The 21,473-nt window shown below is 69.2% G+C and carries 18 protein-coding genes and 1 pseudogene; 14 read left to right on the top strand and 5 right to left on the bottom strand.

Annotated features, from left to right (window positions below):
* Positions 1-101: 101 nt before the first annotated feature.
* From ACIBI9_RS43985 to ACIBI9_RS43940, 10 genes are all read left to right on the top strand, one after another.
* Positions 102-1,667: a sigma factor-like helix-turn-helix DNA-binding protein gene (locus ACIBI9_RS43985; RefSeq protein WP_397231763.1), complete on the top strand. Its 1,566-nt coding sequence runs from the start codon at positions 102-104 to the stop codon at positions 1,665-1,667.
* A gap of 264 nt (positions 1,668-1,931) precedes the next feature.
* Positions 1,932-2,294: a hypothetical protein gene (locus ACIBI9_RS43980; RefSeq protein ID WP_364248025.1), complete on the top strand. Its 363-nt coding sequence runs from the start codon at positions 1,932-1,934 to the stop codon at positions 2,292-2,294.
* A complete protein-coding gene (locus ACIBI9_RS43975) occupies positions 2,291-3,421 on the top strand; it encodes a GNAT family N-acetyltransferase (protein WP_397231761.1) in 1,131 nt (376 codons plus the stop codon). The genes ACIBI9_RS43980 and ACIBI9_RS43975 overlap by 4 nt, the downstream gene beginning before the upstream one ends.
* A gap of 141 nt (positions 3,422-3,562) precedes the next feature.
* Positions 3,563-4,396, top strand: a complete 834-nt coding sequence (locus tag ACIBI9_RS43970; protein ID WP_192787349.1) for a glycosyltransferase family 2 protein — start codon at positions 3,563-3,565, stop codon at positions 4,394-4,396.
* 11 nt (positions 4,397-4,407) lie between these two features.
* Positions 4,408-5,349: a glycosyltransferase family 2 protein gene (locus tag ACIBI9_RS43965; protein WP_397231759.1), complete on the top strand. Its 942-nt coding sequence runs from the start codon at positions 4,408-4,410 to the stop codon at positions 5,347-5,349.
* Complete coding sequence (locus ACIBI9_RS43960) at positions 5,346-6,149, top strand: polysaccharide deacetylase family protein (RefSeq protein ID WP_397231757.1); 804 nt, start codon at positions 5,346-5,348, stop codon at positions 6,147-6,149. The genes ACIBI9_RS43965 and ACIBI9_RS43960 overlap by 4 nt, the downstream gene beginning before the upstream one ends.
* Positions 6,142-7,458, top strand: a complete 1,317-nt coding sequence (locus ACIBI9_RS43955; protein WP_397231755.1) for a lipopolysaccharide biosynthesis protein — start codon at positions 6,142-6,144, stop codon at positions 7,456-7,458. The genes ACIBI9_RS43960 and ACIBI9_RS43955 overlap by 8 nt, the downstream gene beginning before the upstream one ends.
* An 89-nt stretch (positions 7,459-7,547) precedes the next feature.
* Positions 7,548-10,646: a hypothetical protein gene (locus ACIBI9_RS43950; protein ID WP_397231753.1), complete on the top strand. Its 3,099-nt coding sequence runs from the start codon at positions 7,548-7,550 to the stop codon at positions 10,644-10,646.
* Positions 10,647-10,716: 70 nt separating this feature from the next.
* A complete protein-coding gene (locus ACIBI9_RS43945; RefSeq protein ID WP_397231751.1) occupies positions 10,717-11,922 on the top strand; it encodes a DUF418 domain-containing protein in 1,206 nt (401 codons plus the stop codon).
* Between the two features lie 6 nt (positions 11,923-11,928).
* The gene (locus tag ACIBI9_RS43940) at positions 11,929-12,561 is read left to right on the top strand and encodes a GNAT family N-acetyltransferase (protein ID WP_397231749.1); all 633 of its coding nucleotides are present in this window, start codon (positions 11,929-11,931) and stop codon (positions 12,559-12,561) included.
* On the opposite strand, the gene ACIBI9_RS43935 is transcribed toward ACIBI9_RS43940, so the two are convergent.
* From ACIBI9_RS43935 to ACIBI9_RS43925, 3 genes are all read right to left on the bottom strand, one after another.
* Positions 12,554-13,252, bottom strand: coding sequence for a uridine kinase (locus tag ACIBI9_RS43935; RefSeq protein ID WP_397231747.1), 699 nt, complete (start codon positions 13,250-13,252; stop codon positions 12,554-12,556). The two genes, ACIBI9_RS43940 and ACIBI9_RS43935, sit on opposite strands and share 8 nt — an antisense overlap.
* Before the next feature lie 216 nt (positions 13,253-13,468).
* Positions 13,469-13,873: a hypothetical protein gene (locus tag ACIBI9_RS43930; protein WP_397231745.1), complete on the bottom strand. Its 405-nt coding sequence runs from the start codon at positions 13,871-13,873 to the stop codon at positions 13,469-13,471.
* A gap of 228 nt (positions 13,874-14,101) precedes the next feature.
* Entirely contained in the window at positions 14,102-14,572 is a 471-nt protein-coding gene (locus ACIBI9_RS43925; protein ID WP_397231743.1) for a tyrosine-type recombinase/integrase, read from the bottom strand.
* A gap of 140 nt (positions 14,573-14,712) precedes the next feature.
* On the opposite strand from ACIBI9_RS43925, the gene ACIBI9_RS43920 reads away from it, so the two are divergent.
* The 4 genes from ACIBI9_RS43920 to ACIBI9_RS43905 are packed head-to-tail and all read left to right on the top strand — an operon-like array spanning position 14,713 to position 17,617.
* Complete coding sequence (locus ACIBI9_RS43920; RefSeq protein ID WP_397231741.1) at positions 14,713-14,916, top strand: hypothetical protein; 204 nt, start codon at positions 14,713-14,715, stop codon at positions 14,914-14,916.
* A 47-nt stretch (positions 14,917-14,963) separates the two neighbouring features.
* Positions 14,964-15,602, top strand: coding sequence for an alpha/beta fold hydrolase (locus ACIBI9_RS43915; RefSeq protein WP_397231739.1), 639 nt, complete (start codon positions 14,964-14,966; stop codon positions 15,600-15,602).
* Between the two features lie 12 nt (positions 15,603-15,614).
* On the top strand, positions 15,615-16,340 hold the full coding sequence (locus ACIBI9_RS43910) for a MerR family transcriptional regulator (RefSeq protein WP_397231737.1): 726 nt from the start codon (positions 15,615-15,617) through the stop codon (positions 16,338-16,340).
* 35 nt (positions 16,341-16,375) lie between these two features.
* Positions 16,376-17,617, top strand: coding sequence for a serine hydrolase domain-containing protein (locus ACIBI9_RS43905; RefSeq protein ID WP_397231735.1), 1,242 nt, complete (start codon positions 16,376-16,378; stop codon positions 17,615-17,617).
* A 165-nt stretch (positions 17,618-17,782) separates the two neighbouring features.
* On the opposite strand, the pseudogene ACIBI9_RS43900 reads toward ACIBI9_RS43905, so the two are convergent.
* Positions 17,783-20,301, bottom strand: a pseudogene (locus ACIBI9_RS43900) (Tn3 family transposase); the annotation flags it as partial.
* A 211-nt stretch (positions 20,302-20,512) separates the two neighbouring features.
* A complete protein-coding gene (locus ACIBI9_RS43895) occupies positions 20,513-21,400 on the bottom strand; it encodes a hypothetical protein (RefSeq protein ID WP_397231733.1) in 888 nt (295 codons plus the stop codon).
* Between the last annotated feature and the right edge of the window lie 73 nt (positions 21,401-21,473).

The following is a 21,473-nucleotide window of genomic DNA, read 5'->3' as shown; positions in this document are numbered from 1 at the left end:
CCCTTATGCCCGATGGGCATAAAGGGCGAACCCGTCAGAATGCGGCCGCGTCCTCTCCGCGTGGGGCTTGAGTGCCCGTTCTACCCGCGGGGAGGGAATTCGTGCCTGGATGGCCGTCCGTCGGTCGCGCCGAGGATCATGAGCTGGTCGAGGCTCTGCGGCGCGCGGACACCGACGCTCCCGCCAAGCTGTACGACTGCTACGGCGAGCGGCTGCACGACTACGCCGCCTCCTTCGCCCAGGACCTGGCCACCGACGCCGTCCATGACGCCCTGGTCACCGCGCAGGGGTGCGTGCACCGGCTGAAGGAGCCGGCCAGGATGCGGGCCTGGCTGTACGCGCTGACCAGGTTCCAGGTGCGGGCCAGGATGGCGCATCGGACGCCAGTGGACGGCGTGCCGCTGCCCGAGCTGGAGGCGCAGGAGGACCCCGAGCTGACCGACCTCGTCCACGAGACGCTGGGCGAGCTGCGCAGGAACGAGCGCGAGGTCCTCGAGCTGTCGGTGCGCCACGGCCTGACCCCGGCCGAGGTCGGCGCGGTGCTCGGGCTGACCTCGCGGCAGGCGGCGGGCCGGCTCGCCAGGGCCCGCGACCATCTGGAGAACGCCGCCGCGGCCGTGGTGCTGGCCAGGACCGGGCGGGCGCACTGCCCCGACCTGTCGGCGATGCTGGACGGGTGCGAGTACCCGCTCACCCCGCTGCTGCGGCGGAGGTTGTCGGGCCACATCAGCGGGTGCGAGGTGTGCACCGAGGGGCGGCACCGGCAGGTCTCGGCGGCCAAGCTCCTGGACCTGGTCCCGCTCGCGTTCCCGCCCATCTCGCTGCGCCGCCGGGTGATCGACACGTGCGTCAACCCCGAGCGCGATCAGACCCGTACCCTGATCACCGATCGCGGTGACAGCTTCGACCGGACCGGGTTCCCCATGGCCGTCGAGCACCGCTCGCGGCGGCGCAGGCCGCGCCGCCTGGCGCCGGTGCTGCTGGCGGGCGCGTGCGTGCTGGCCGCGACGGGGGCCATGGTCGTGATCAACGGCCGCGACGCCTCGACCGGCACTCCCCTGCGCTCGGCGCCCTCCCCCTCCTCCCCCGCCGTCCCGCTCGACCCGGGCGAGGAGAGCCCGACGCCCGACCCCGCGCCGGAAGAGGACGAGCTCACGCCGGCCCCCACCCCCACCCCGACCCCGAGCCGCACTCCCAGCAGCCGCGCCACGCCGGCCGAGCGGCCGAGCGCCCGGCACGCCGCCGGGCCGACGCCCACCCGCCGCAGGCCCGTGCCCGCCGCCCGGCTCCGCACGGCCTGCCCGAAGGCGATCGACGGCGCGGCCAAGATCGGCCTCAGCGCCCGCAACGCCACGGTCTCGTGGGTGGCGACCGCCTCGCAGGGGCTGGACGTGTTCCCCGCGAGCGGGTCGATCAAGGCGGGCGGGTCCGTGGCGATCTGGGTCACGATCGTCGACCCGAGCGCCGCCGGCCGCGGCCGCGTCGCGTTCACCTCGAACGGCGGGAGCGCGAGCTGCTCGCTGTCCTGGGACGGCGACGGGCCCGAGACTTCGGACCCGACCGACGAGCCGACGACCTCCAGCGAACCGACTCCATCACCCTCCGTAACCGCATCAGCCGAAAATACGGAGACCCTGGACGGCAAAACGGACACCAAGTCCGAGTAGATCAACTTTTCTTGCCCACAAACCCGGATAAATCGGACCCTGGCTCGAAGAACCTCGGTCACATAGGGCATTCTGGTGTGCTTGGGGGTCACGTCCGGGCCGGAGTCACTTGACCGTGTGTTGAACATCACACGAGAAATATCTGCCTGCCGGTAAACCGGGATGCGCCCTCAAGCGTCGGCATTGACGTGTCCTGGCGCGGATTGGTCCCATGAACTGCGATCAATCGTGCTTTAACCAGCAGAAGCAGGAGAGAAAAGGGAGATGCTCAAGCACCGGAGAGCGCTGGCCTGGCTGGTGGCGCTCGCCTGCATCGCGGGGGCGGTCGTCGCGCTGTTCGACATAGAGACACCGCTACGCCCGTTCCTGATCTCTCTGTTCCTTCTGGTCGTCCCAGGGGCGGCAGTGGTGGGACTGTTGCGTGATCGTGACCCCCTTGCCGCACTATCAGTAGGAGCCGCGGCAAGTCTCGTGCTGAACGTGCTCCTCGCCCAGGCCATGCTGCTCTTCGGCGCATGGTCGCCCCGGGCGGGCGTCGCGACGGTCGCCGTGCTCGGAGGGTTCATGTACGTGCTTCGCGTGTTGTACCGGGGGAAGAGCATGCAGACCCAACAGGGGGCCAGGTGAACATCCAGGTAGTTCGGCCCAGAGAGCTCGGGGACTCCGAGCGGGCACGATGGCGGGAGCTGCAGAAGGCCGACCCGAGTCTGGACAACCCGTTCCTGTCAGTCGAGTTCGCCGTGGCGATGGACCGCTTGCGCGATTACGTGAGGGTGGCGGTCATCTCCGACGAGAGCGGCATCGTGGGGTTCTTCCCGTACGAGCGGCACAGCTTCGGCATCGGCAAGCCGCTCGGCGGCTTCCTCACCACGTGCCACGGCCTGATCGCGGCCCCGGACCTGAAGCTCGACGCCAAGGCCCTGCTGCGGGCCTGCAAGCTCAGCGTGTTCGACTTCGACCACCTGGTGGCGGGGCAGCCCACTTTCGCCCCTTACGAGCAGGATGTCCGGCCTGCGCCGGTCATGGACTTCACCGCCGGGTTCGACGCCTGGATCGAGCAGGTGAAGTCCAACTCCCCGAAGAACCTCAAGACCGTCCGCTACAAGGAGCGCAAGCTCGGCAGGGAGCAGGGCGAGCTGCGCTTCGAGTGGGCCTCGGCCGACCCCGAGGTGCTCCGCACGCTGCTGGCCTGGAAGTCGGACCAGTATCGAAGAACTGGCCGTGTGGACAGGTTCGCCCAGCCGTGGATCGTCGAATTGACGGACATGATGCATGCCGAAAAGTCATCGGACTTCGCGGGCGTCCTGACCATGCTTTATGCCGGGGACGTCCCGGTAGCCGGACATTTCGGCCTCCGCACGGCCACCACGCTTGTAGGGTGGTTCCCCGCCTACGACACCGAGTTCGGCCGCTACTCGCCGGGCATCGTCCATCACCTGCAGATGGCCGAGGCCGCCGCGAACGACGGCCTGCACATGGTGGACATGGGCAAGGGCGGCAAGGAGTACAAAGACTGGCTGAAGAGCGGGGTCCTGTACGTTGCCGAAGGCCGCATCTCGCGACCGTCCGCCGCCGCGGCCGTTCACTGGATGGGCCGAACTCCTTTCAACAAAGCCCGAACAATTGTCATGGACCGGCCGTCTCTTTATAGGGCGGCCGACCGTGTCCTCAAGGGCTTCGGTCGGGTGCGCAGCTCGATGCAGCAGCAGGAGTCACCCAACGGAGTAGTCAAAGAACCAACGGGAGCGCGCTGAGCTCTCCCGAGTCCCGGCAGACACCCTCACAGCACAGGACCCTTCAATGCACCGTTCACCGGCTTCACCATTCCCGCAGCACCCGGGGGTGGCTCCGACCGGGCCGCAGCAGGGCGGGGTCCCGGAAGGATTTCCCTCGCCATGAGTCCCGAGATAGCCAAGCACAACGGCAAGCTGCAAGCCTCGCCCTTGCGGTCCATGCCGCCCCCTTCGAGCTTCACGCCCGTCACGCCGCACCTGGCCATTTCGCCGACGGTCAGCGTGGTCGTGCCGGCGATGAACGAGGCCGAGAACCTGCCGCACGTCTTCGCCACGATCCCCCAGTGGGTGGACGAGATCGTGCTCGTCGACGGCAACTCCGTCGATGACACGGTCGCCGTGGCCAAGCGGCTGCGGCCGAACGTGAAGATCGTCACGCAGACCGGCAAGGGCAAGGGTGACGCCCTGTCCGCCGGCTTCGCCGCGTGCACGAGCGACATCATCGTCATGATCGACGCCGACGGCTCGACCGACGGCCGCGAGATCATCAACTTCGTGGGCGCGCTGGTGACCGGCGCCGACTTCGTCAAGGGCTCGCGCTACGCCTCCGGCGGCGGCAGCGACGACCTGACGCTGAACCGGCGGCTGGGCAACAAGATCCTCACCGGCATGGTCAACGTCATGTACAACACCAAGTACACCGACCTGTGCTACGGCTACAACGCCTTCTGGGCCCGTCACCTCGACGCGCTCAACCTCGACTGCGACGGCTTCGAGGTGGAGACGCTGATGAACGTGCGCGCGGCCAAGGCCGGGTTGAAGGTGCACGAGGTGCCCAGCCACGAGCGCAATCGCATTCACGGCGAGAGCAACCTGCATGCCGTACGAGATGGCTTCCGCGTGCTCAAGACCATCCTGAGGGAGTGGCGTCGCCAGCCCGCTCCCGCTCAGCCTGAGCCGACCGCCACTCCCGCCGCTGACCGAGGCGTCGCTTAAGAAGGAACGCTGTGAACACGTCTGTTGTCATCTGCGTCTACACCGACGAGCGGTGGGAGGACATCAGGCAGGCAATCGAGTCGGTCGAGAACCAGACCCGCCCGGCACACGAGCTGATCCTGGTGGTCGACCACAACCCCGACCTGCACCTCAAGCTCAAGCTCGCGTATCCGCAGGCCATTGTGGTGGAGAACACGCATGAGAAGGGGCTGTCGGGAGGCAAGAACACCGGGGTGGCCACCGCCGGCGGTGAGATTGTCGCGTTCCTGGACGACGACGCGGTCGCCGACGCCGGGTGGCTGGAGGCTTTGGAGGAGGGCTTCCAGGAATCCGGTGTGGTGGGCGTCGGGGGGCGCACGGATCCGCTGTGGGCGTCCGAGCGACGCCCGCGGTGGTTCCCGTACGAGTTCGACTGGACGGTGGGGTGCACGTACCGCGGCATGCCCGAGGTACGCGCGCCGATCCGCAACGTCATGGGCGGCAACGCCGCGTTCCTGCGCGACGTCGTGTCCGAGGTGGGCGGGTTCCACAGCGGCATCGGGCGCAGCGTGCAGGGGCGCAAGTCGCGTCCGCTGGGGTGCGAGGAGACGGAGTTCTGCATCCGGCTGAGCCAGCGCAAGCCCGGCTCGGTCATGCTGTTCGAGCCGCGTGCCGTGATCGGGCACAAGGTGTCGAAGCAGCGCGAGCGGTTCGCCTACTTCAGATCCAGGTGCTATGCCGAGGGCCTGTCCAAGGCCCTGGTGACGAAGGAGGTCGGCACCCAGGACGGGCTGGCCAGCGAGCGGGCGCACGCGCTCAAGACGCTGCCGCTCGGCGCGCTGCGCGGGATCGGTGAGGCCGTCCGCGGCGACGTGGGCGGGCTCGGCCGGGCCGCCGCGATCGTGATCGGGCTGGCCTGGACGACCTGGGGTTACGTGGTGGGCTCCGTACGGCTGAAGGCGGCACGATCATGACCCGCATCCCGATCCTGATGTACCACTCGGTCACCGACACGCCCAACGACGAGACCAAGCCGCACTCCGTGCGGCCCTCGGACCTGGCCGAGCAGCTCGCATACCTGTCGGAGAGCGGCTTCACCCCGCTCACCCTGGGCGACCTCGTGGCCTCACTCAACCAGAACAACGCCCGCTCGATGCCGGACAAGCCGATCGTGGTGACGTTCGACGACGGCTACGCCGACTTCCACAGCCACGCCCTGCCCCTGCTCGAGCGCTACAGCTTCCCGGCCACGGTCTTCCTGACCAGCGGCTGGGTGTCCGACGCGGGCAAGGACGCGGCCGGCCGGCCGCTGGACGACATGCTGTCCTGGGGCCAGGCCCGCGAGATCGCCCAGACCGGCATCGAGATCGGCGGCCACAGCCACAGCCACCCGCAGCTCGACCAGCTGCGCATCGAGGACCTGCGGCAGGAGCTGCGCAAGAACAAGGGCCTGCTGGAGGAGAAGATCGGCGCGCCGGTCGCCACCATGGCCTACCCCTACGGCTACTCCAGCGCCCGCGTCCGCCGCGAAGTGCGCAAGGCCGGCTATTTCGCCGCCTGCGCCGTGAGCAACACGATCGCCGCCGACCGGCACGACATGCTCGCCATCCCCCGGCTGACGGTCGGCAAGCACACGACCATCAGCATGTTCAAGCGCGCCGTCGAAGGCACCGGCGTACCCCTCATCTATCTGCGCGAACGCATCCTCACCAAGGGGTACGCGGTCGTGCGCAGGACGAGGTACGGGCTGCAGCGGGTGCGCGGAAATGTCTAGCGTCTGGGGGAAGATCCTCCACGACCTCCGTAACCCGCTGTTCCGCCAGGGCTACGCGCTCATGGCGAACACCGTGGTCACCGGTGTGCTCGGCATGGGCTACTGGCTGCTGGCCGCCCGCCTCTACTCCCCCGAGGAGTTCGGCCGCGGCCAGGCGGTGATCACGGCGATGCGGCTGTTCGCGTCGCTGACGGCGCTGGGGTTCGTGGGCGCGCTGGCCCGGTTCCTGCCGGTCGCCGGGCGCCGCACCCCCGAGCTGGCCCTACGCGGGTACGGCCTGGCCGCCGCCACGGGCGGGGTCGCGGCGCTCGGCTTCCTGCTGACGCTGCCGATGTGGGGCAAGACGTACTCGGTGCTGAGCGGCTTCTGGCCCGGGCTGTTCTTCCTGGCGTCCGTGCTGGTGTGGGCCGTCTTCACGCTCCAGGACGTGGTGCTGACCGGGCTGCGGCGGGCCACGTTCGTGCCCCTGAACAACCTGGTCTTCGGCATCGTCAAGATGGGGCTGCTGGTCGCGCTGGCCGGCGCGCTGCCGTCCGGCGGGATCTTCGTCTCGTGGGTCATCCCGACCGCCCTCGCGCTGATCCCCGTCAACTGGCTGATCTTCGCCGTCGTGGTGCCCAGGCACGTGGAGAAGAGCGACGCCGCGCAGGAGCCTCCTCGGCTGCGTGAAATTGGAAGGTTCCTAGCTGGGGACTTCCCCGGGACGCTGTCCATCCTCGGCATCGTCTACCTGGTGCCCGTGGTGGTCGCCACGCAGGTGGGCGAGGCCACGTTCGGCCGCTTCTCGATGGCGCACACGCTCGCGAGCATGATCGAGCTGCTGGCCATGAACATGGCGGTCTCGCTGACCGTCGAGGGCTCTTTCGACCGTGCCAAACTGGCCGAGAACTGCCGGCGGGCGCTGCGGCGGGCCTTCATGATCGTCACCCCGATCATCGCGGTGGCGATCCTGGCGGCGCCGCTGATCCTGACCGTCTTCGGCTCGGCCTTCGCGGCCGAGGGCACGACGCTGCTGCGGCTGATGTCGCTGGCCGTGCTGCCTCGGGTGCTGATCGAGGTCTACCTGAGCGCGCTGCGGGCGCAGAGCCGGGCCCGTACGCTGGCGACCGTACAGATCGGGCTGGCCGTGCTCGTGCTCGTGTCCACCGTCGTGCTGTTCCCGTACGCGGGCGTGAACGCGGTGGGGTACGGGTTGCTCTTCAGCGAGCTTCTCGTGGCAGTTTTGATCTTTGGGAATCTACGTAAAATTCTCAAGTTCGGCGAAACCCGTACGCCGGTTGTCACCCAGGGGTCGTCCGGGGCCGCATGATGGTCAACGTGAAGCAACGGGACGGCGATGGCATTGCAAGCTCCTCGGAGGTGCGCGGGGCCGTGCGCGGAGACAAGGAGGAGTCAGACGTGCCCTTCGATCCGGAGGCTACCGGGGTCATCCCGAAGCTGACGTTCGACACCGCTCCCCCGGAGGGCTCGCCTTCGGAGGACCAGGCTTCGGAGGACGCCGAGCCGGATTCGGACACGACGACGATGATCCGGCTGCCGGCCACCCTGCACATCGGGCACCCGCCCACGGTGGAGGAGGCCGCCGACCCGGACGCGACAGGCACGGTCACCACGCCGACGCAGGGGGCCGGTTCCGCCCCGTCCGCCGACGCCGCCGACTCCGCCACCAAGCCCGGCCTTCGCACGCAGCCTGCCAGCGGCCCGCAGGCCGTCCGGCCGCAGCCGTCCAGCGGGCCGCAGGCCGTCGATGGTGCGCGGGCCGACGGCGATGGGCAGCGTGGCGCCTCGGCGGAGGCGACGAGCACGAAGCCCGATACCGCCGCCACGCCCGGCACCGCCAAACCCGGCACCGCCAAACCCGGCACCGCCACGCCCAGCGCCGCCACGCCTGGCACCGGCACGCCCAGCGCCGCCAAGGACGCCGCGACTGGGAAGGCGCCTGCGAAGGGCGGATCCCCTGCTGAAGCGCCCGCCAAGCGGCCGGTCACCGAGACGGCGGCCGCCGGGACCGTGCCCGTGCCCATAGTCCGTCCCGCCTCGGCACCCTCCGCCGAAGGAGGAGCACCGCCCGGAGCGACGCCCGCCGGCGGGTCGGCCACTGCGGCGCCTGCCGACGGTGCCAAAGCGGCGAACGCGCCGTCCGCCGGTGCGCGCCCTGCCCAAGGGACCACCGCCCAAGGGACCGCGGCGCCCGCGGAGGCGCCGCAGCAAGCGTCGCCCATGCCCGCCGCAGCCCCGCCCACGGCGCCCCTGCAGGCCGTAACCTCCCAGGCCGCCACGAAGCAGGCCCCGCCGCAGCAGACGACCCCCAAGCCATCCCCTCAGCCGGCCCCCGGCAAGCCGCGCACCCTCGGCGGTCGCATCGGCGCGCTGGTCGCCAATGCGCCCCAGTGGCTGCCCGTGCTGCTGGTCCTCGAGGGCCTGGCCATGTACATCCTGGCCCTCAAGGTCGCCCCGGGCCCCCTGCGCGGCGTCAACCCCGACAACATCGACGGCCTGGGCCTGATCTCGGCCCTCCCGACGACGGCGTTCATCGCCATCCTCATCATGATCGTGTCGTTCTTCGTCACGGTCGCCCAGAGCACCGACCGCAAGTTCCTCCTGCTGTTCCAGATCGCCGCCATCACCTTCGCCCTGCACGGCGCGGGAGCCCTGGTGGCCACGGCGCCGCGCTTCCCCACGGCGTACATCCACGCCGGTTTCGTGGAGTTCATCAGCAGGACCGGCGAGTCGGCCATCAGCATCGACGCCCGCATGGGCTGGCCGGGCTTCTTCGCGCTGTTCGCCTTCGTGACGAAGGCCGCCGGGATCACCGACCTGACGCCGATCCTGCAGTGGACGCCTCTCGTCTCCAACCTGCTCTACCTGCTCCCGTTCGTACTGATCCTGCGCCAGGTCGTGGCCACCACGCGGGCGCGGTGGTTCGCGGCGCTGCTGTTCGTGCTGGTGCAGTGGATCGGGCAGGACTACTTCTCGCCGCAGGGCTTCACGTTCGCCTTGTACCTGGCGTTCATCGCGATCCTGCTCAGATGGTTCGGACGGGTCGAGCAGCGTACGAAGCCGATCCCGCCCAAGGGCCTGCGCAAGCTGCTCGGCAAGCTGGACTCGATGACCCCGGGCGAGCTGGCCAACACCGGCACGTACCGGGCCGACAAGCTGCTCATGCTGATGATGCTGCTGGCGCTGTTCGTCGCGTCGGTGGCCTCGCACCAGATCACCCCGTTCATGATGCTCGGGGTCGTGACGGCGTTCCTCATCTTCAAGCGGACGTCGCTGACCTGGGGGCTGCCGTTCTTCCTCGGGCTGCTGGTGCTGGCCTGGATCAGCTACATGACGGTGGGCTTCTGGTCCAGCCAGATCGGCGCCATCTTCGGTGGCTTCGGCCGGATCCTGCAGAACATCGGCAACAGCACCGGCGACCGGATCGAGGGCAGCGACCCCGCGCACGCGCTCGTGCTGCAGGCGCGGCTCGGCATCCTCGTGGTGATCCTGAGCCTGGCGGCCACGGGGCTGGTCAGGCGGTTCCGGCGCGGGGTGTTCGACCGGTCGGCGCTGATCCTGCTCTGCGTGCCGGTGCTGGCGCTGGGGCTGCAGAGCTACGGCGGCGAGATCGGGCTGCGGATCTACATGTTCGCACTGCCCGGGGCCTGCCTGCTGGCCGCGTACGCGTTCTTCCCCAACCTGCCGGCCGACAGCGCGGACGTGCGCGAGGAGACCGTGCCGCTGCGCAAGCGGAACGTGCGCTTCAACCCGCAGTTCACCAAGAAGCTCTCGGTCGTGCTCGCGGCGTGCTTCGCGGTGCTGTTCGCGTTCGCGTTCCTGCTGGCCAGGTACGGCAACGAGAAGTTCGAGCGGGTCACCACGGGTGAGGTGGCCGCGCTGCACTACGTCTACGAGCACGACAAGCCGAGCGCCAAGGTGCTCTACCTGGTGCCCAAGACGGGGCCGGAGGTCACGCCGACCCTGCCGTGGGGCGAGAAGGACGTCGAGCTGGTCAACTTCGGCGTGCAGGCCCTGGTGCACAAGGACCCGGCGCAGATCGCGGACGCCGTCGCGGCGCTCAAGGAGCAACCGCGTAACTCGTACCTGATCGTGAGCCGCGGGCAGGTGAGCTACCTGCAGCTCAACGAGGGCTTCCCGGACGACTGGGGGACGAAGTTCCGCGCGGCGCTGGACGCCTCGCCGGACCTGAAGCGGGTGTTCTCCAACCAGGACGCGGCCCTCTACACCTGGAAGAAGTTCGTCCGGGGCACCGAGATCCCCGCACCGCAGCCCTACAAGGGACGCGGCGACCCCACCACCCCGTGGACGCCCGTGGGCATCGGCGCGCTGGCCGTGACATGGGTCTCGCTCTTCGCGTACGAGGTCATCCGGCTGAACGGCCCCAACCGCGCACGCAAGACCAGGAAGCGGCTGCTCTTCCTGGCCGTGCCCGCTTTCGTGGTCGCGCTAGCGGTGATCATCGAACGATTCATCTATATCGCACAAAATAACTAAATTCACAGGAAACACTCAGCTTGTGCGGGATGATGTTCTCCATATGAGGACACAGGAGACACTCCCCGCCATGCCGAACGCACGACTCGCGGCTGCGAGGATCGCTTCCGTCGACGCCTTACGAGGCTTCGCACTCCTGGGCATCCTCGTTGTCAACATCGCCTTCCTGGCCTCCGGCTACCGGATGGCCGGGATGGCCGAGCCCGCCTTCCAGTCCCCGCTCGACTGGACCGTGCGGTTCACCGTGACGCTGCTCGTGGAGAACAAGTTCTACCTGCTGTTCTCCTTCCTGTTCGGCTACAGCTTCACCCTCCAGGTCGACTCGGCGGCGCGGCAGGGGCGCCCGTTCGGGCCGATGTTCCTGCGCCGCCTGGCCGGGCTGCTCCTGATCGGGCTGGCGCACGCCGTGCTGCTGTTCCCCGGGGACATCCTGACGACGTACGCGGCCGTGGGCCTGGCCCTGCTGATCTTCCGCAAGCTCCGGCCCAAGACCGCGGTGGTGCTGGCGGTCATGTTGACCGCGATGCTCGCGCTCGGCTTCGTGCTGCTGGCCCTGCTCGCGACGTTCGGCCTGGACATGGGCGGCACGGTGGCCGACTCGGCCGCGGAGGCCACCAAGGCGGACACGGCGCTGGCGGCCTCCGCCCTGCAGATCATCTCCGAGCACCTCAGGAAGCTGTCGCTGATCATCGTGTTCCGCGTCCTGTTCCAGGGGCCGGCGGTGCTGGCGGCGTGCCTGATCGGTCTGGCGGTCGGCAAGCTGGGCGCCATGCGTGACCTGTCGGCCCACACGAGCACGCTGCGCAAGCTGCAGTGGACCGGGTTCACGGTCGGGCTCGCGGGCGCGTTCGTCTACACGACGTCGGCCTGGCACGGCACGATGCACAAGTTCTGGGGCGAGGCCGTGGACCTGGTGACGGCCCCGCTGCTGGCCGCCGCGTACGCGGCGACGTTCCTGCGGCTGCTGCCGTACATGCCGCGCATCGCCCGGGCGCTCGCGGCGCCGGGCCGGATGGCGCTGTCCAACTATCTGGCGCAGTCGATGATCTGCTCGCTGATCTTCACCGGGTACGGGCTGGCGCTCGTGGACCGGGTCAGCCCGCCGCTGGAGGTGCTGATCGCGCTCGGCATCTTCGTCTGCCAGGTCTTCTACAGCCACTGGTGGCTCAAGAGGCACCGGTACGGGCCCGTGGAGTGGCTCCTGCGCTTCCTCACGTACTGGCGCAAACCAGGCCCCAGCCGCCCGCACCGGGCGCGCCACTCTTTGGAAAAATGACGCGGTATGCGTCACTGGCCCGTACTCAACCTCCGCCTCACCACACCCCGCCTCGAGCTCCGCATGCCCTCCCTGGACGATCTCGACGAGCTGGCCGACCGCGCCGCGGAAGGCGTGCACGACCCGGACCTGATGCCGTTCGGCGTACCGTGGACGGACGTCCCCGCCGACGAGCTGCCGGGCAACGTCGTCCGCTTCCAGCTCGGCGTCATCTCGCGGTGGCAGCCCGAGCGGTGGTGCTGCAACTTCGTCGCCGTCCACGAGGGACGGGTGATCGGCACCCAGGATCTGTCCGCGCACGGCTTCCGGGTCACCCGCGAGGTGCACACGGGCTCGTGGCTGGGCCGCGCCCATCAGGGCAAGGGCCTCGGCACGGAGATGCGCGCCGCCGTCCTCCACCTGGCCTTCACGGGGCTCGGGGCCCTCACGGCGGTCTCCAGCGCGTTCCTGGACAACCCGGCCTCGCTGGGCGTCTCCCGCAAGCTCGGCTACCGGCCGGACGGGCTGATAGTCGACGAGGTACGCGGCAAGCGGGCGGTCCAGCAGCGCCTCCGCCTCGACCGGGCCGACTTCACCGACCCTGTCCCCGTGCGAATCGACGGCCTGGAGCCCTGCCTGCCGCTCTTCGGGCTCACCTGATGCGAGGCCGGTCGAAGGCGGTGTTGTCGATGACGACGTCCATCCGCTTCAGCGGGTCGGCCTCCTCGAGATAGATGCGCTCGGCGACCAGGTACCGGTTCCGATGGATCGACTCGGCCTCGGACCCGGCCCAGTCCTGGTCGCGTTCGGCCCCTCTGCGCACCGACAGCTCGGCGTCCACGTCCAACCAGATCCGGAAATCCCAGTACTTGTCGATCTCCAGCCGGAACGCGAACACCCCGTCCACGATCACCACCGAGTCCGCCGCCAGCGGCGTCGTCGTGCCGGAATGATCGATCTGCGTCAGCGGATCGATGCCGCACAGCGCACACGCCACCGCCTCGGCGGACCGGCCGGGCTCCAGCAGCAGCCTCTTGACCGCCTCATAGTCGTAGGCGTTCCGGTAGTACCCCTCGCCCGACTCGCGGTCGTAGAGGTGCCGGTCCTTCCACGGCTTCTTGAAGTCGTCCAGGGTGGCGCGGAGCGCGGGCCGCCCCGCCTTGACGATCTCCTCGGCCAGCTCGTGCCCGAAGCTCGTCTTGCCCGAGGCGGTGAACCCGTCGATCCCCACCAGCACCCGTCCACCGCCGCAGGCCAGCACGCGCTCGGCGACCCGCGCCACGAGCGCGGAACGCTCCGGCGAGGCCGGGGCCGGGCAGGGCTGCTGCCACGTCGAGACGGAGTACTGCACCCGCGCACCAGAAGCACCAGAGAATCCCACCAGCACACCCTATCCACGGACATTTCACTCAACGGACGAAGGTCATGGTGTGCGGCGTGGCCGCGGACGCGTTTGCGGACGTCGTGCAGGCAGCGGGCACGATGAGCAGCTCGAAATCCTTGGTCGGCGGGGATGAGCCGGGGTCCGGAGAGGACCCCGTGACACCGTTGTAGCGTCGGCATCCCATCAAGCGGCGTCGAGGGCTGCGGTGATCTTGCGGGCCATGTCGGCCAGGGTGGGGCTGGGCTGGCCCCGGTGGGTCCCGGCGGCTGCTTCGACGGCGACGACGACGGTGCGGCGGAAGTTGTCGGCCTCGGCCGGGTCCTGCTGCTTGAGCAGGCTCATGGATGCGGTCAGGGCGGGCAGGACCTGGTCGGCGAGTTCGGCGACGGACTTGCCGTACTTGACGCCCTTGGGCGCCTTGGTGAGTACGTGTCCGGCCAGGCCGGTCGCGGAGGTCAGGGCGATGGAGCCCTCGGTGGCGACCTTGTGGGCCGAGCCGGCGGCGCCGGCGGCCGACATCAGCGAGACGGCGCCCCAGGCGGCGATGCGCAGGGTGGTCTTGTCCTGGTCGGTGAGGGTGATCGACATGGTGGTGAGCTCCTTCAAGCTGTTACGAGATTCAACTGAACGGACAGGCGCTGAACCGTTCATGGCATTTACGATCGCCGACCGCTCTGATACCGGGCCGTTGCTGCGCTGATACGGCCGCTGACACGAGCAGACCTGATCCGGGGGTGAGGAACCGGCGGACAGCCATTGGCGCTGAGAATGGTCTTTATTGCAGCGTGAGAGGTTGTTCGAGATTGTGAGGCTTTCTCAGCGCGTTGTATCGCGTCGCCGCCGGGCGGCGCGGATCTCGGCGTCGGCGATCTTGTCTTCCAGCAGTGCGTACAGCTGGGTGGTCTCGGTTGAGGCGTGGCCGCGGCCGTTGATCGAGGCGCGGAACAGCGGCCCGGCGCTGTAGCGGGCGCTGGTGAGGTAGAGCTTGAGCAAGGCGACGTAGCCGCGGTCGTCCAGCAGCACGGTGCGCACGCTTCCGCCCTTGCCGTGGATGCGGACGTGTTCGTCCAGGCGCAGGTCCAGGTCTTCGACGTACAGGCCGCACACTTCGGAGGCGCGGGCGCCGCAGACATAGGCGGTCTCGAACAGCACCCGATCCCGCAGCCGGTCCAGCGGCAGGTCCTTGCGCGCTGCGCCGGAGGAAGGAGCCGGCGGTCGGAAAGAGACCTTGGAATGGAATCCGGCGTTAAGGCGGTTCCCGCAGGTCAGTGACTCCCTGCCGGCCAAATCTTCCCGACGTGGTTAACGCCGGATTCCGCGGTCGAGGGAGCCGGCAACGTCGCGATTCGGCGCGCACAGCGGCAAGCACGCGCTGGTAGATGACCGGTTTGACCCTGACGCAGGGTCAGGGTTGCACCCTTTAGGGCATGAACACCTCACTCGAAGTCCCGTTGGGGCGGCGCTACCAGGTCGGCGCACGGCAGCTTTTCCTGCACAGGTCGGGCACCAGAGGCCCGGCGGTGGTGTTCCTGCCCGGGGCGAGCGCCCTGGGCCTGGACTACCTCAACCTGCACGACCGGATCAGCGCGTTCACCACCAGCGTGCTGTACGACCGGGCCGGCACCGGCTGAGCGACCCGGTCGAGCTGCCGCGTCCTCTGGCCGAGGTCGCCTCCGAGTTGCGGCTGCTGCTCCAGGTGGCGGACGTGGCACCGCCGTACGTCCTGGCGGCGCACTCGCTCGGCGGCGCGTACGCCCGGCGTTTCCTGCAGTTGTTCCCCGACGAGGTGGCCGGAGTGGTCTACCTGGACTCCTTCGCCCACGAGGAGTGGGACATCCACCACACTGACGAACGCCTGCGGCTCAAGCCGCAGCCGGTCCCCGGCGCCCTGATGGTGCGCCTGATCACGCTGCTGTCTCGCGGCCTGTACCGGAAGATGTTCGCCGCCTGGCCAGGTGAGCTCCGTGATGCGCTCATCGCGCGGCACCTCACCGTCGACGCGCAGCGGGCCGGTGCGCTCGAACGCAGCAACCAGCACCAGTGGGGCGAGGAGCTCAAAGGCGCCGGACCGGTGCCCGGCAAGCCGGCGGTCGTGCTCACCGCGCCGGGCATCGACGCCGCCCTGAGACTCACGATGCCCAAACGGCTCCTGCAGGAGATGACCGAGGGCAAGATCCGCATGCACCAGGCCATGGCCGCGTCCGTCGCCCACAGTGAGCACCGGATTCTCGCGGGAGCCAAGCACAGTACGATCGGCACCGACTGCCCGGACGAGGTCGTGCAGGCCATTTTCGACCTGTGGCGGCGGGTGCGCTGAAAGGGGGCGGCGTTGTTCACCAATGGGCTCACGATCGGCCAGCTGGCGGCGCATGCGGGCGTCACCGTTCGCACCGTCCGCCACTACCACCAACTCGGCCTGCTGCCAGAGCCCGAGCGTGACGTCTCCGGATACCGGCGCTACCAAGCCCAGGCCGTGGTGGATCTGATCCGGATCAAAACCCTCGCCGACACGGGCGTGCCACTCGCCCGCATCGACCAGTTGCTCCAGGCGGGGGAAGAGCAGTTCGCCGCGGCCGTCGACGAGATCGACCGCGCGGTGGCGGCCAGGATCAAAGAATTGCGGCGGCACCGCGCCCGGCTGGCCACGCTCGTCGCCGGGGATCGGCTGTTCCTGCCGCCCGAGGTGATCGAGATCCTCCAGCGGCAGCGTGCGCTGGGCTTCAGCGAGCGCCTGATCCTGGTCGAACGCGACTCCTGGATCATGGTGGCCGCGCTGGCCCCGCAGTCGATTCCCCAATGGGTGGCCACCAAGAACGCCGCCCTCGACGACCCCGAGTTCGTCCAGCTCTACCTGGCGTGTGACCAGGCGATGGACTGGGCGCCCAATGACCCACGCCTGGGTGAGCTCGCCGACGCGATCGTCGCCTGGAACGCTCGCCACCCCCGCGACAACGATCTCGCCGAGAGCACGGCCGCCCTGCTGAGCTCGAACACCGTTGAGTCCTCGCCCGTCTGGGCGCGCCTGCAGCAACTGGTGGCCGCCAGAATGGCTTGACCTTGACGCTGCGTCAGGGGTCCAGCATCGAGGCCATGAAGAAGACCATGATCGCGGCCGGCCTGGCCGCCATGACGCTGGCCGCCACCCAGACCCCTGTGGCCGCCGCCACCTACGACCGAGCAACACTGCAGGCAGACGTGGACGCCATCCACGCCATGAAGGTTCCCGGCGTCCTCGCTGCCGCGCACACCGGCCGGGGACCGCTGACCGCTCGCAGCGGCCTGGCGGACCTGACCGCCAAACGCCCGGTCCCGTACGGCGGCTATTTCCGGATGGGCAGCACCAGCAAGACCTTCACCGCCACCGTCGTGCTTCAGCTTGCCGGCGAGGGACGGCTCTCGTTGGACGACACGGTCGAGAAGTGGCTGCCCGGCGTGGTCCAGGGAAACGGCAACGACGGCTCCAAGATCACCGTACGGCATCTGCTGCAGCAGACCAGCGGCCTGGCCGAGTATGTCCTCGACCTGCCGGGCTGGACCGCGAAGGATTATCGAGAGCACCGGTTCGACTCCTACACGCCGGAACAGCTCGTGGGCATCGCCATGCGGCACAAGCCCAGTTGGGTGCCACGATCAGGCGAGCAGCGCTGGGGCTACTCCAACACCAACTACGTCCTGGCCGGGATGATCATCAAGAAAGTCGCCGGCCGCGCATGGTCCCAGGAGGTCCGGGAGCGGATCATCCGCCCCCTCGGCCTGCGCCACACCTTCTCACCCGGCACGAACCCGCACCTGCCGAAACCGCACGCCAGCGGCTACACCGAGTTTCCCGACAGCACCGAGCCGGTGAACACCACCGACCTCAACGTCACCTTCGCCGGGGCCGCAGGCGACCTGATCACCACGGCCTCGGATCTCACCCGCTTCTGGAAAGCGCTGCTGGGCGGCAAGCTCCTCAAACCGGCGCAACTCACCGCCATGAAGCAGACAGTCCCCGCGCCCGGCTGGAACTACATCTATCCCGGCGCACGCTACGGCCTGGGAATCGCGCAATTCCAGTCGAGCTGCGGCAGCACGTACTGGGGACACCCGGGCAACGCCCCGGGGTATGCGACCCGCAGTTCCTTCACTGAGGACGGCCGTCGCGGAATGGTGGTGTTCATGACGCTCTTCATCCCCAACGAACGCGCGATCGAGGTGGACAAGCGCGTCAACGAAGGCGTCGATCACCTGATGTGCGACACCAGAACGGAATCCGGCGCGAGCCGCGTTCGGACGGGTGCCACCCCGACCGGTGGCACCCGCGGAAGAGGAGACGGCTGGAGTGATGACTGATGGTGGTCTGATTCCGGGTGCCGCGCGCCCTCATCTGGTGGAAGGCCTGCCGTTGCTGCGCCCTGACGAGCTGCCGTAAACCCGATTCCCGTAGACGCCGTCCTCGTCCAAGACGGCGGACGACGCGTCCTGGGGCAGCGCCGCCGCTCCGAGCGGCCGCAGGCCCTCCTGGACCGACAACTGCTTGCCCAGGCTGCGGCGGTAGCTGGAATCCATCGGATCCAGCATGCTGAGCAGGTGCAAGGTCTTGTCGATGCGGCCGTACTCGGCGAACGCCTGCCCCAGCGGAGTCGGATGACCTTGGCGGGCGAACATACGCAGCAGGTCGTAGGCACGGACCTGGCTGGTCACCAGCGACCCGGTCACCCGGAGCATGTCCGGCCATTGCGTGAGCACCTTCCTGGTGTTCACCTTGTTCCGGGCGATAGCCTCCAGCACCCCGTATTCACCGCTGCTGCCGTCGGGCAGCTCGGCGCGCCAGAACCGCTGGTCGCCCAGATCGGCGAAGCGGGGCGCGAACCGGTAGCCGAGCATGGAGAAGATCCCGAACACCATGTCCGAACCGCTGGCCTGGTCCGTCGTGACCACCTCGGGTTTCGGCCCGGCGTCCAGGTTGATCAGGCAGTCCAGGATGTAGAGCGAATCGCGGGGCGTGCCCGGCACCACCATCTGGACGATCCCCGCCACTTGATCATTTACTGCGTTGAGCCAGGTGATACCGCGTTTGTAGCCGTAGTACCTAGGTGAGGGCCCGGCGTTGATGGTCTTGACCGGGACGACGAACCGCAGCCCGTCCACCGAGGCCGGCAGCCCGCCGCCCCACGCCGCCACGATCGGCACCTGGGCCTGGTGCTCGATCAGGATCGCGTTGGCCGCGGCATGCGTTTCGCCGCGCACATAGTTCTGGTCCACGTGCGAGAGCCGGCCCCGGGTCAGCGCCTCGTCCCCGGCCTTGATCACAGGCGTCGATCCGACGTTGCACGCCTCGCTGATCAGCAGCGCCACCAGAGTCCTGCGCAGGTCGTTCATGCGGGTGGAGATGTCGGCCAGGTGCACGTAGGCGTCCAGGAAGGAGGTCCAGGCGTGCACCTCCAGCAGCAGCTCGGGCAGGTCGATGCGGGGCAGCATGGCCTGGCAGGCGGCCCGTAGCCACGCCGGCGACTCGCTCTCGCAGAGCGCGCCGAGTTTCTCCACCGACAGCCGGGCCCGCCCGCCGCCGGCCGGGGTCACCACCGAGACCAGCGCGTCCTCGCCCGCCTCCTCCAGCCGGGCGGCCATCTGCCGCCAGGCCGCGTCCAGGGCCATGACCTTGCCGTTCGGATGCTTCTGGACGGGGTCGGTGAGCGACAGGGAGGCCAGCACATCCTCGGCGATCGCCTCCCACTGCGCCCGGCGGCAGGTCCGGGTTGGCATACACCGTCCGCTTCCACGACGCGGTCACCAGCGCGGCGTCGATCTCCTTGGGCAGCAGCGGCTTCTTGCTCACCTGCCGCCCGCGACAACTCCGGCAACCGGCGCACCGCGGCCAGCACGCGCCGCCCGCCCGGTGCCGCCGACAGGGCCTTCGACTCGCCCAGCAGCCGCAGGAATGGGCGCACCGTGTGGTACTTCTCCACCAGCGCGGCCCGCATCGCCGCCTCGGCCGCTCCATCCTCCTCTGGGACCAGCTCCTCCACCACCTGTAGCGCCGCCCGGACCTGCTCCTTGCCGACGCCGGCGATCTCGGCCACCGCGGTCCACATCGCCGCCACATCGAGGTCGGCGCCCTCCTGGTCGACCAGGTCGAGCCGGCCGACCAGCACGCGGCCGGCCTTGGCCACCAGCTTGGAGGCCCGCTCCAGCCGAGGCAGCATCCGCAGGCGTTCGTCGGCGGACTTGCGGCGGGCCGGGCTGATCAACCCGGTGGCCATCAGCAGCGCGAACAGATCCAAAGCGTCGTCGATCGCCTCGGCCTCCAGGCTCCGGGTGACCGCCAGCAGCGTCGCCGTGCGGCGCGGCTCGACCAGCCGGTCCAGCGCCGGCGCCTTGCTGCCCGCCCCGTACTTGGCCAGGGTCTTCATCCGCCGCACGGGCACCTTCGACACGTTGACCCGGCCCAGTCCGAAGCCGGCCAGGTTGTCCACCCGCTGCAGCGCCCGCACCATTTCCGTGCCCGACGTGCGCTTGGGCGCCTGCGGCAGCTTCTCCAGCTCCGAGACCCGCGACCCTGGCGGCACCACCAGCAGACCCGACAACGCCACCGGCCCCTCGGCGTGCGTCCACGCCCGACCGTGCAGGAAGGCCCGGAACTGGCGCGTCAGCTGCCGCCCGCTCCAGCTGTCGGTGTCATCGAAGGTGTGGTAGCCGTAGGCGTCCCGGATCATCCACGCGTGCTCGTACGTCGTCTTGGCCCGCTCGGCGTACTTCTTGACCTGCGACACATCGCCTATCTCCAACTGCTCGGCCAGGTAGTCCACCACCGGCCACGGCACCGCCAGCGGGTCCTCCAGGAATAGCCCCTTGTATCGAACTGTCCCGATCTGGATGGCAACGCCCAGCCGGTGAGAATCGGCCCTCGACTGGGCGATCACATTCCGGTCGAAGCCGTCCAGGAAGAAGAACTTGTCCAGGTCCGACAGCGATGGCATCTCGGTAAATGCCCCGTAGGCCGCCCTCTGCTCGTCAGACAGAAACTCCGCAGGCATAGCTCGCACGGTACGGACAGAACGCCAACAAGCAACTCAGAGTGATCTGTGCGTTACAGATGAGAATATCTCACTCTTCCGCAGTTCATGATCGTTCTCAGCGCCAACGGCCGTCCGCTCGTTCCTCAACCCCGTGACCACCCGCCGGGGCCGCCTATGTGGCCGGAGAGGCCAGAACCTGCCGGCTGGTGCCCGAGGTCCGCACTGACCATCAGGCCTCGTCGTCCAGGCGGCGGATGTGGATCGGGGTGTCCCACGTGATCGAGGTGTCCTCCGGGTGCCGGTCGTTCAGGTACGCCCGGCGCAGCAGCGCCTCCGTACGGTGATTGCCGTCGAGCACGACCCGGCCCCTGACCGTGATGTACATGTCGTCGCCCGGCTTGAACACCGCTTCGAGCAGCTTGTGGTCCGGCAGGCGCGAGTAGTGGTCGGTCTTCCCCCGGCTCAGCGCGCTGCGGTCGAGGTCGGGACAGCTGAGGTCCTTCAGCTGGCGCACGGTCGCGTTCGGCGCGACGGGCGACTTGCCGCGCCGCGCCGCCGCGGCCTCCCGGGGCGCACGAGCCTCGAGGAGCGGCCGCAGCCGGTCGCGCACCTTCTGGGCGAGCGTACGGCCGAAGAGGCGTTCGAGGGCGCGGCGGAAGGCCGCGACGGCCCGCTGCACGATGACCCGGCGCTCGGCCACCTGCCGGTACGCGGCCACCATCGCCGCGCCGCCCGCGATCGCAGCCGCCGCCACGGCGGCCACCACGTACGCGGCGGAGGCGGCCAGGAAGACCTTCAGGTGCTCGACGACTGTGGCGGCCTGCTCGTGGCCTTCCGCGAGCAGGCGTGACAGGGTGGCGAGCGTGGCGAGGTGCCCGCCCTCGTGGTGGTAGTCGGCCGTGTAGGCCCGCATCGCCGCAATGTCGTCGCCGTCACCGGCCGCGGCGGCCGTCGCCGCTCCCGCCGTCATGACTGGGACGGCCTGCGTGTCGAGCGTGTCGGCGAACGCCCGGTACGCGGCGGCGACCTCGCGCAAGGCGTGCTCGTCCTCGTCCGGCCAGGGCACACCGAGCAGCCGAAGCCCGGCCTCAAGCCCCGGCCCGGCCGTCAGCACCACCGGGGCCGCCCTGCCCAGGCCGTACCTCGCCCCGCCAAGCCCAAGCGCAGGCGCGCTCCCCAGGCCGTATCTC

The organism is Nonomuraea sp. NPDC050451, from assembly GCF_044458585.1.
Note: the sequence above shows the minus strand (reverse complement) of the source record. Positions and strands in the feature narration are given on the sequence as shown.

Excerpts from the sequence above, each read along its gene's own strand:
- ACIBI9_RS43980 (WP_364248025.1), top strand. The coding sequence starts at position 1,932 with ATGCTCAAGCACCGGAGAGCGCTGGCCTGGCTGGTGGCGCTCGCCTGC.
- ACIBI9_RS43970 (WP_192787349.1), top strand. The coding sequence starts at position 3,563 with ATGAGTCCCGAGATAGCCAAGCACAACGGCAAGCTGCAAGCCTCGCCC.
- ACIBI9_RS43960 (WP_397231757.1), top strand. The coding sequence starts at position 5,346 with ATGACCCGCATCCCGATCCTGATGTACCACTCGGTCACCGACACGCCC.
- ACIBI9_RS43955 (WP_397231755.1), top strand. The coding sequence starts at position 6,142 with ATGTCTAGCGTCTGGGGGAAGATCCTCCACGACCTCCGTAACCCGCTG.
- ACIBI9_RS43945 (WP_397231751.1), top strand. The coding sequence starts at position 10,717 with ATGCCGAACGCACGACTCGCGGCTGCGAGGATCGCTTCCGTCGACGCC.
- ACIBI9_RS43940 (WP_397231749.1), top strand. The coding sequence starts at position 11,929 with ATGCGTCACTGGCCCGTACTCAACCTCCGCCTCACCACACCCCGCCTC.
- ACIBI9_RS43930 (WP_397231745.1), bottom strand. The coding sequence starts at position 13,873 with ATGTCGATCACCCTCACCGACCAGGACAAGACCACCCTGCGCATCGCC.
- ACIBI9_RS43920 (WP_397231741.1), top strand. The coding sequence starts at position 14,713 with ATGAACACCTCACTCGAAGTCCCGTTGGGGCGGCGCTACCAGGTCGGC.
- ACIBI9_RS43905 (WP_397231735.1), top strand. The coding sequence starts at position 16,376 with ATGAAGAAGACCATGATCGCGGCCGGCCTGGCCGCCATGACGCTGGCC.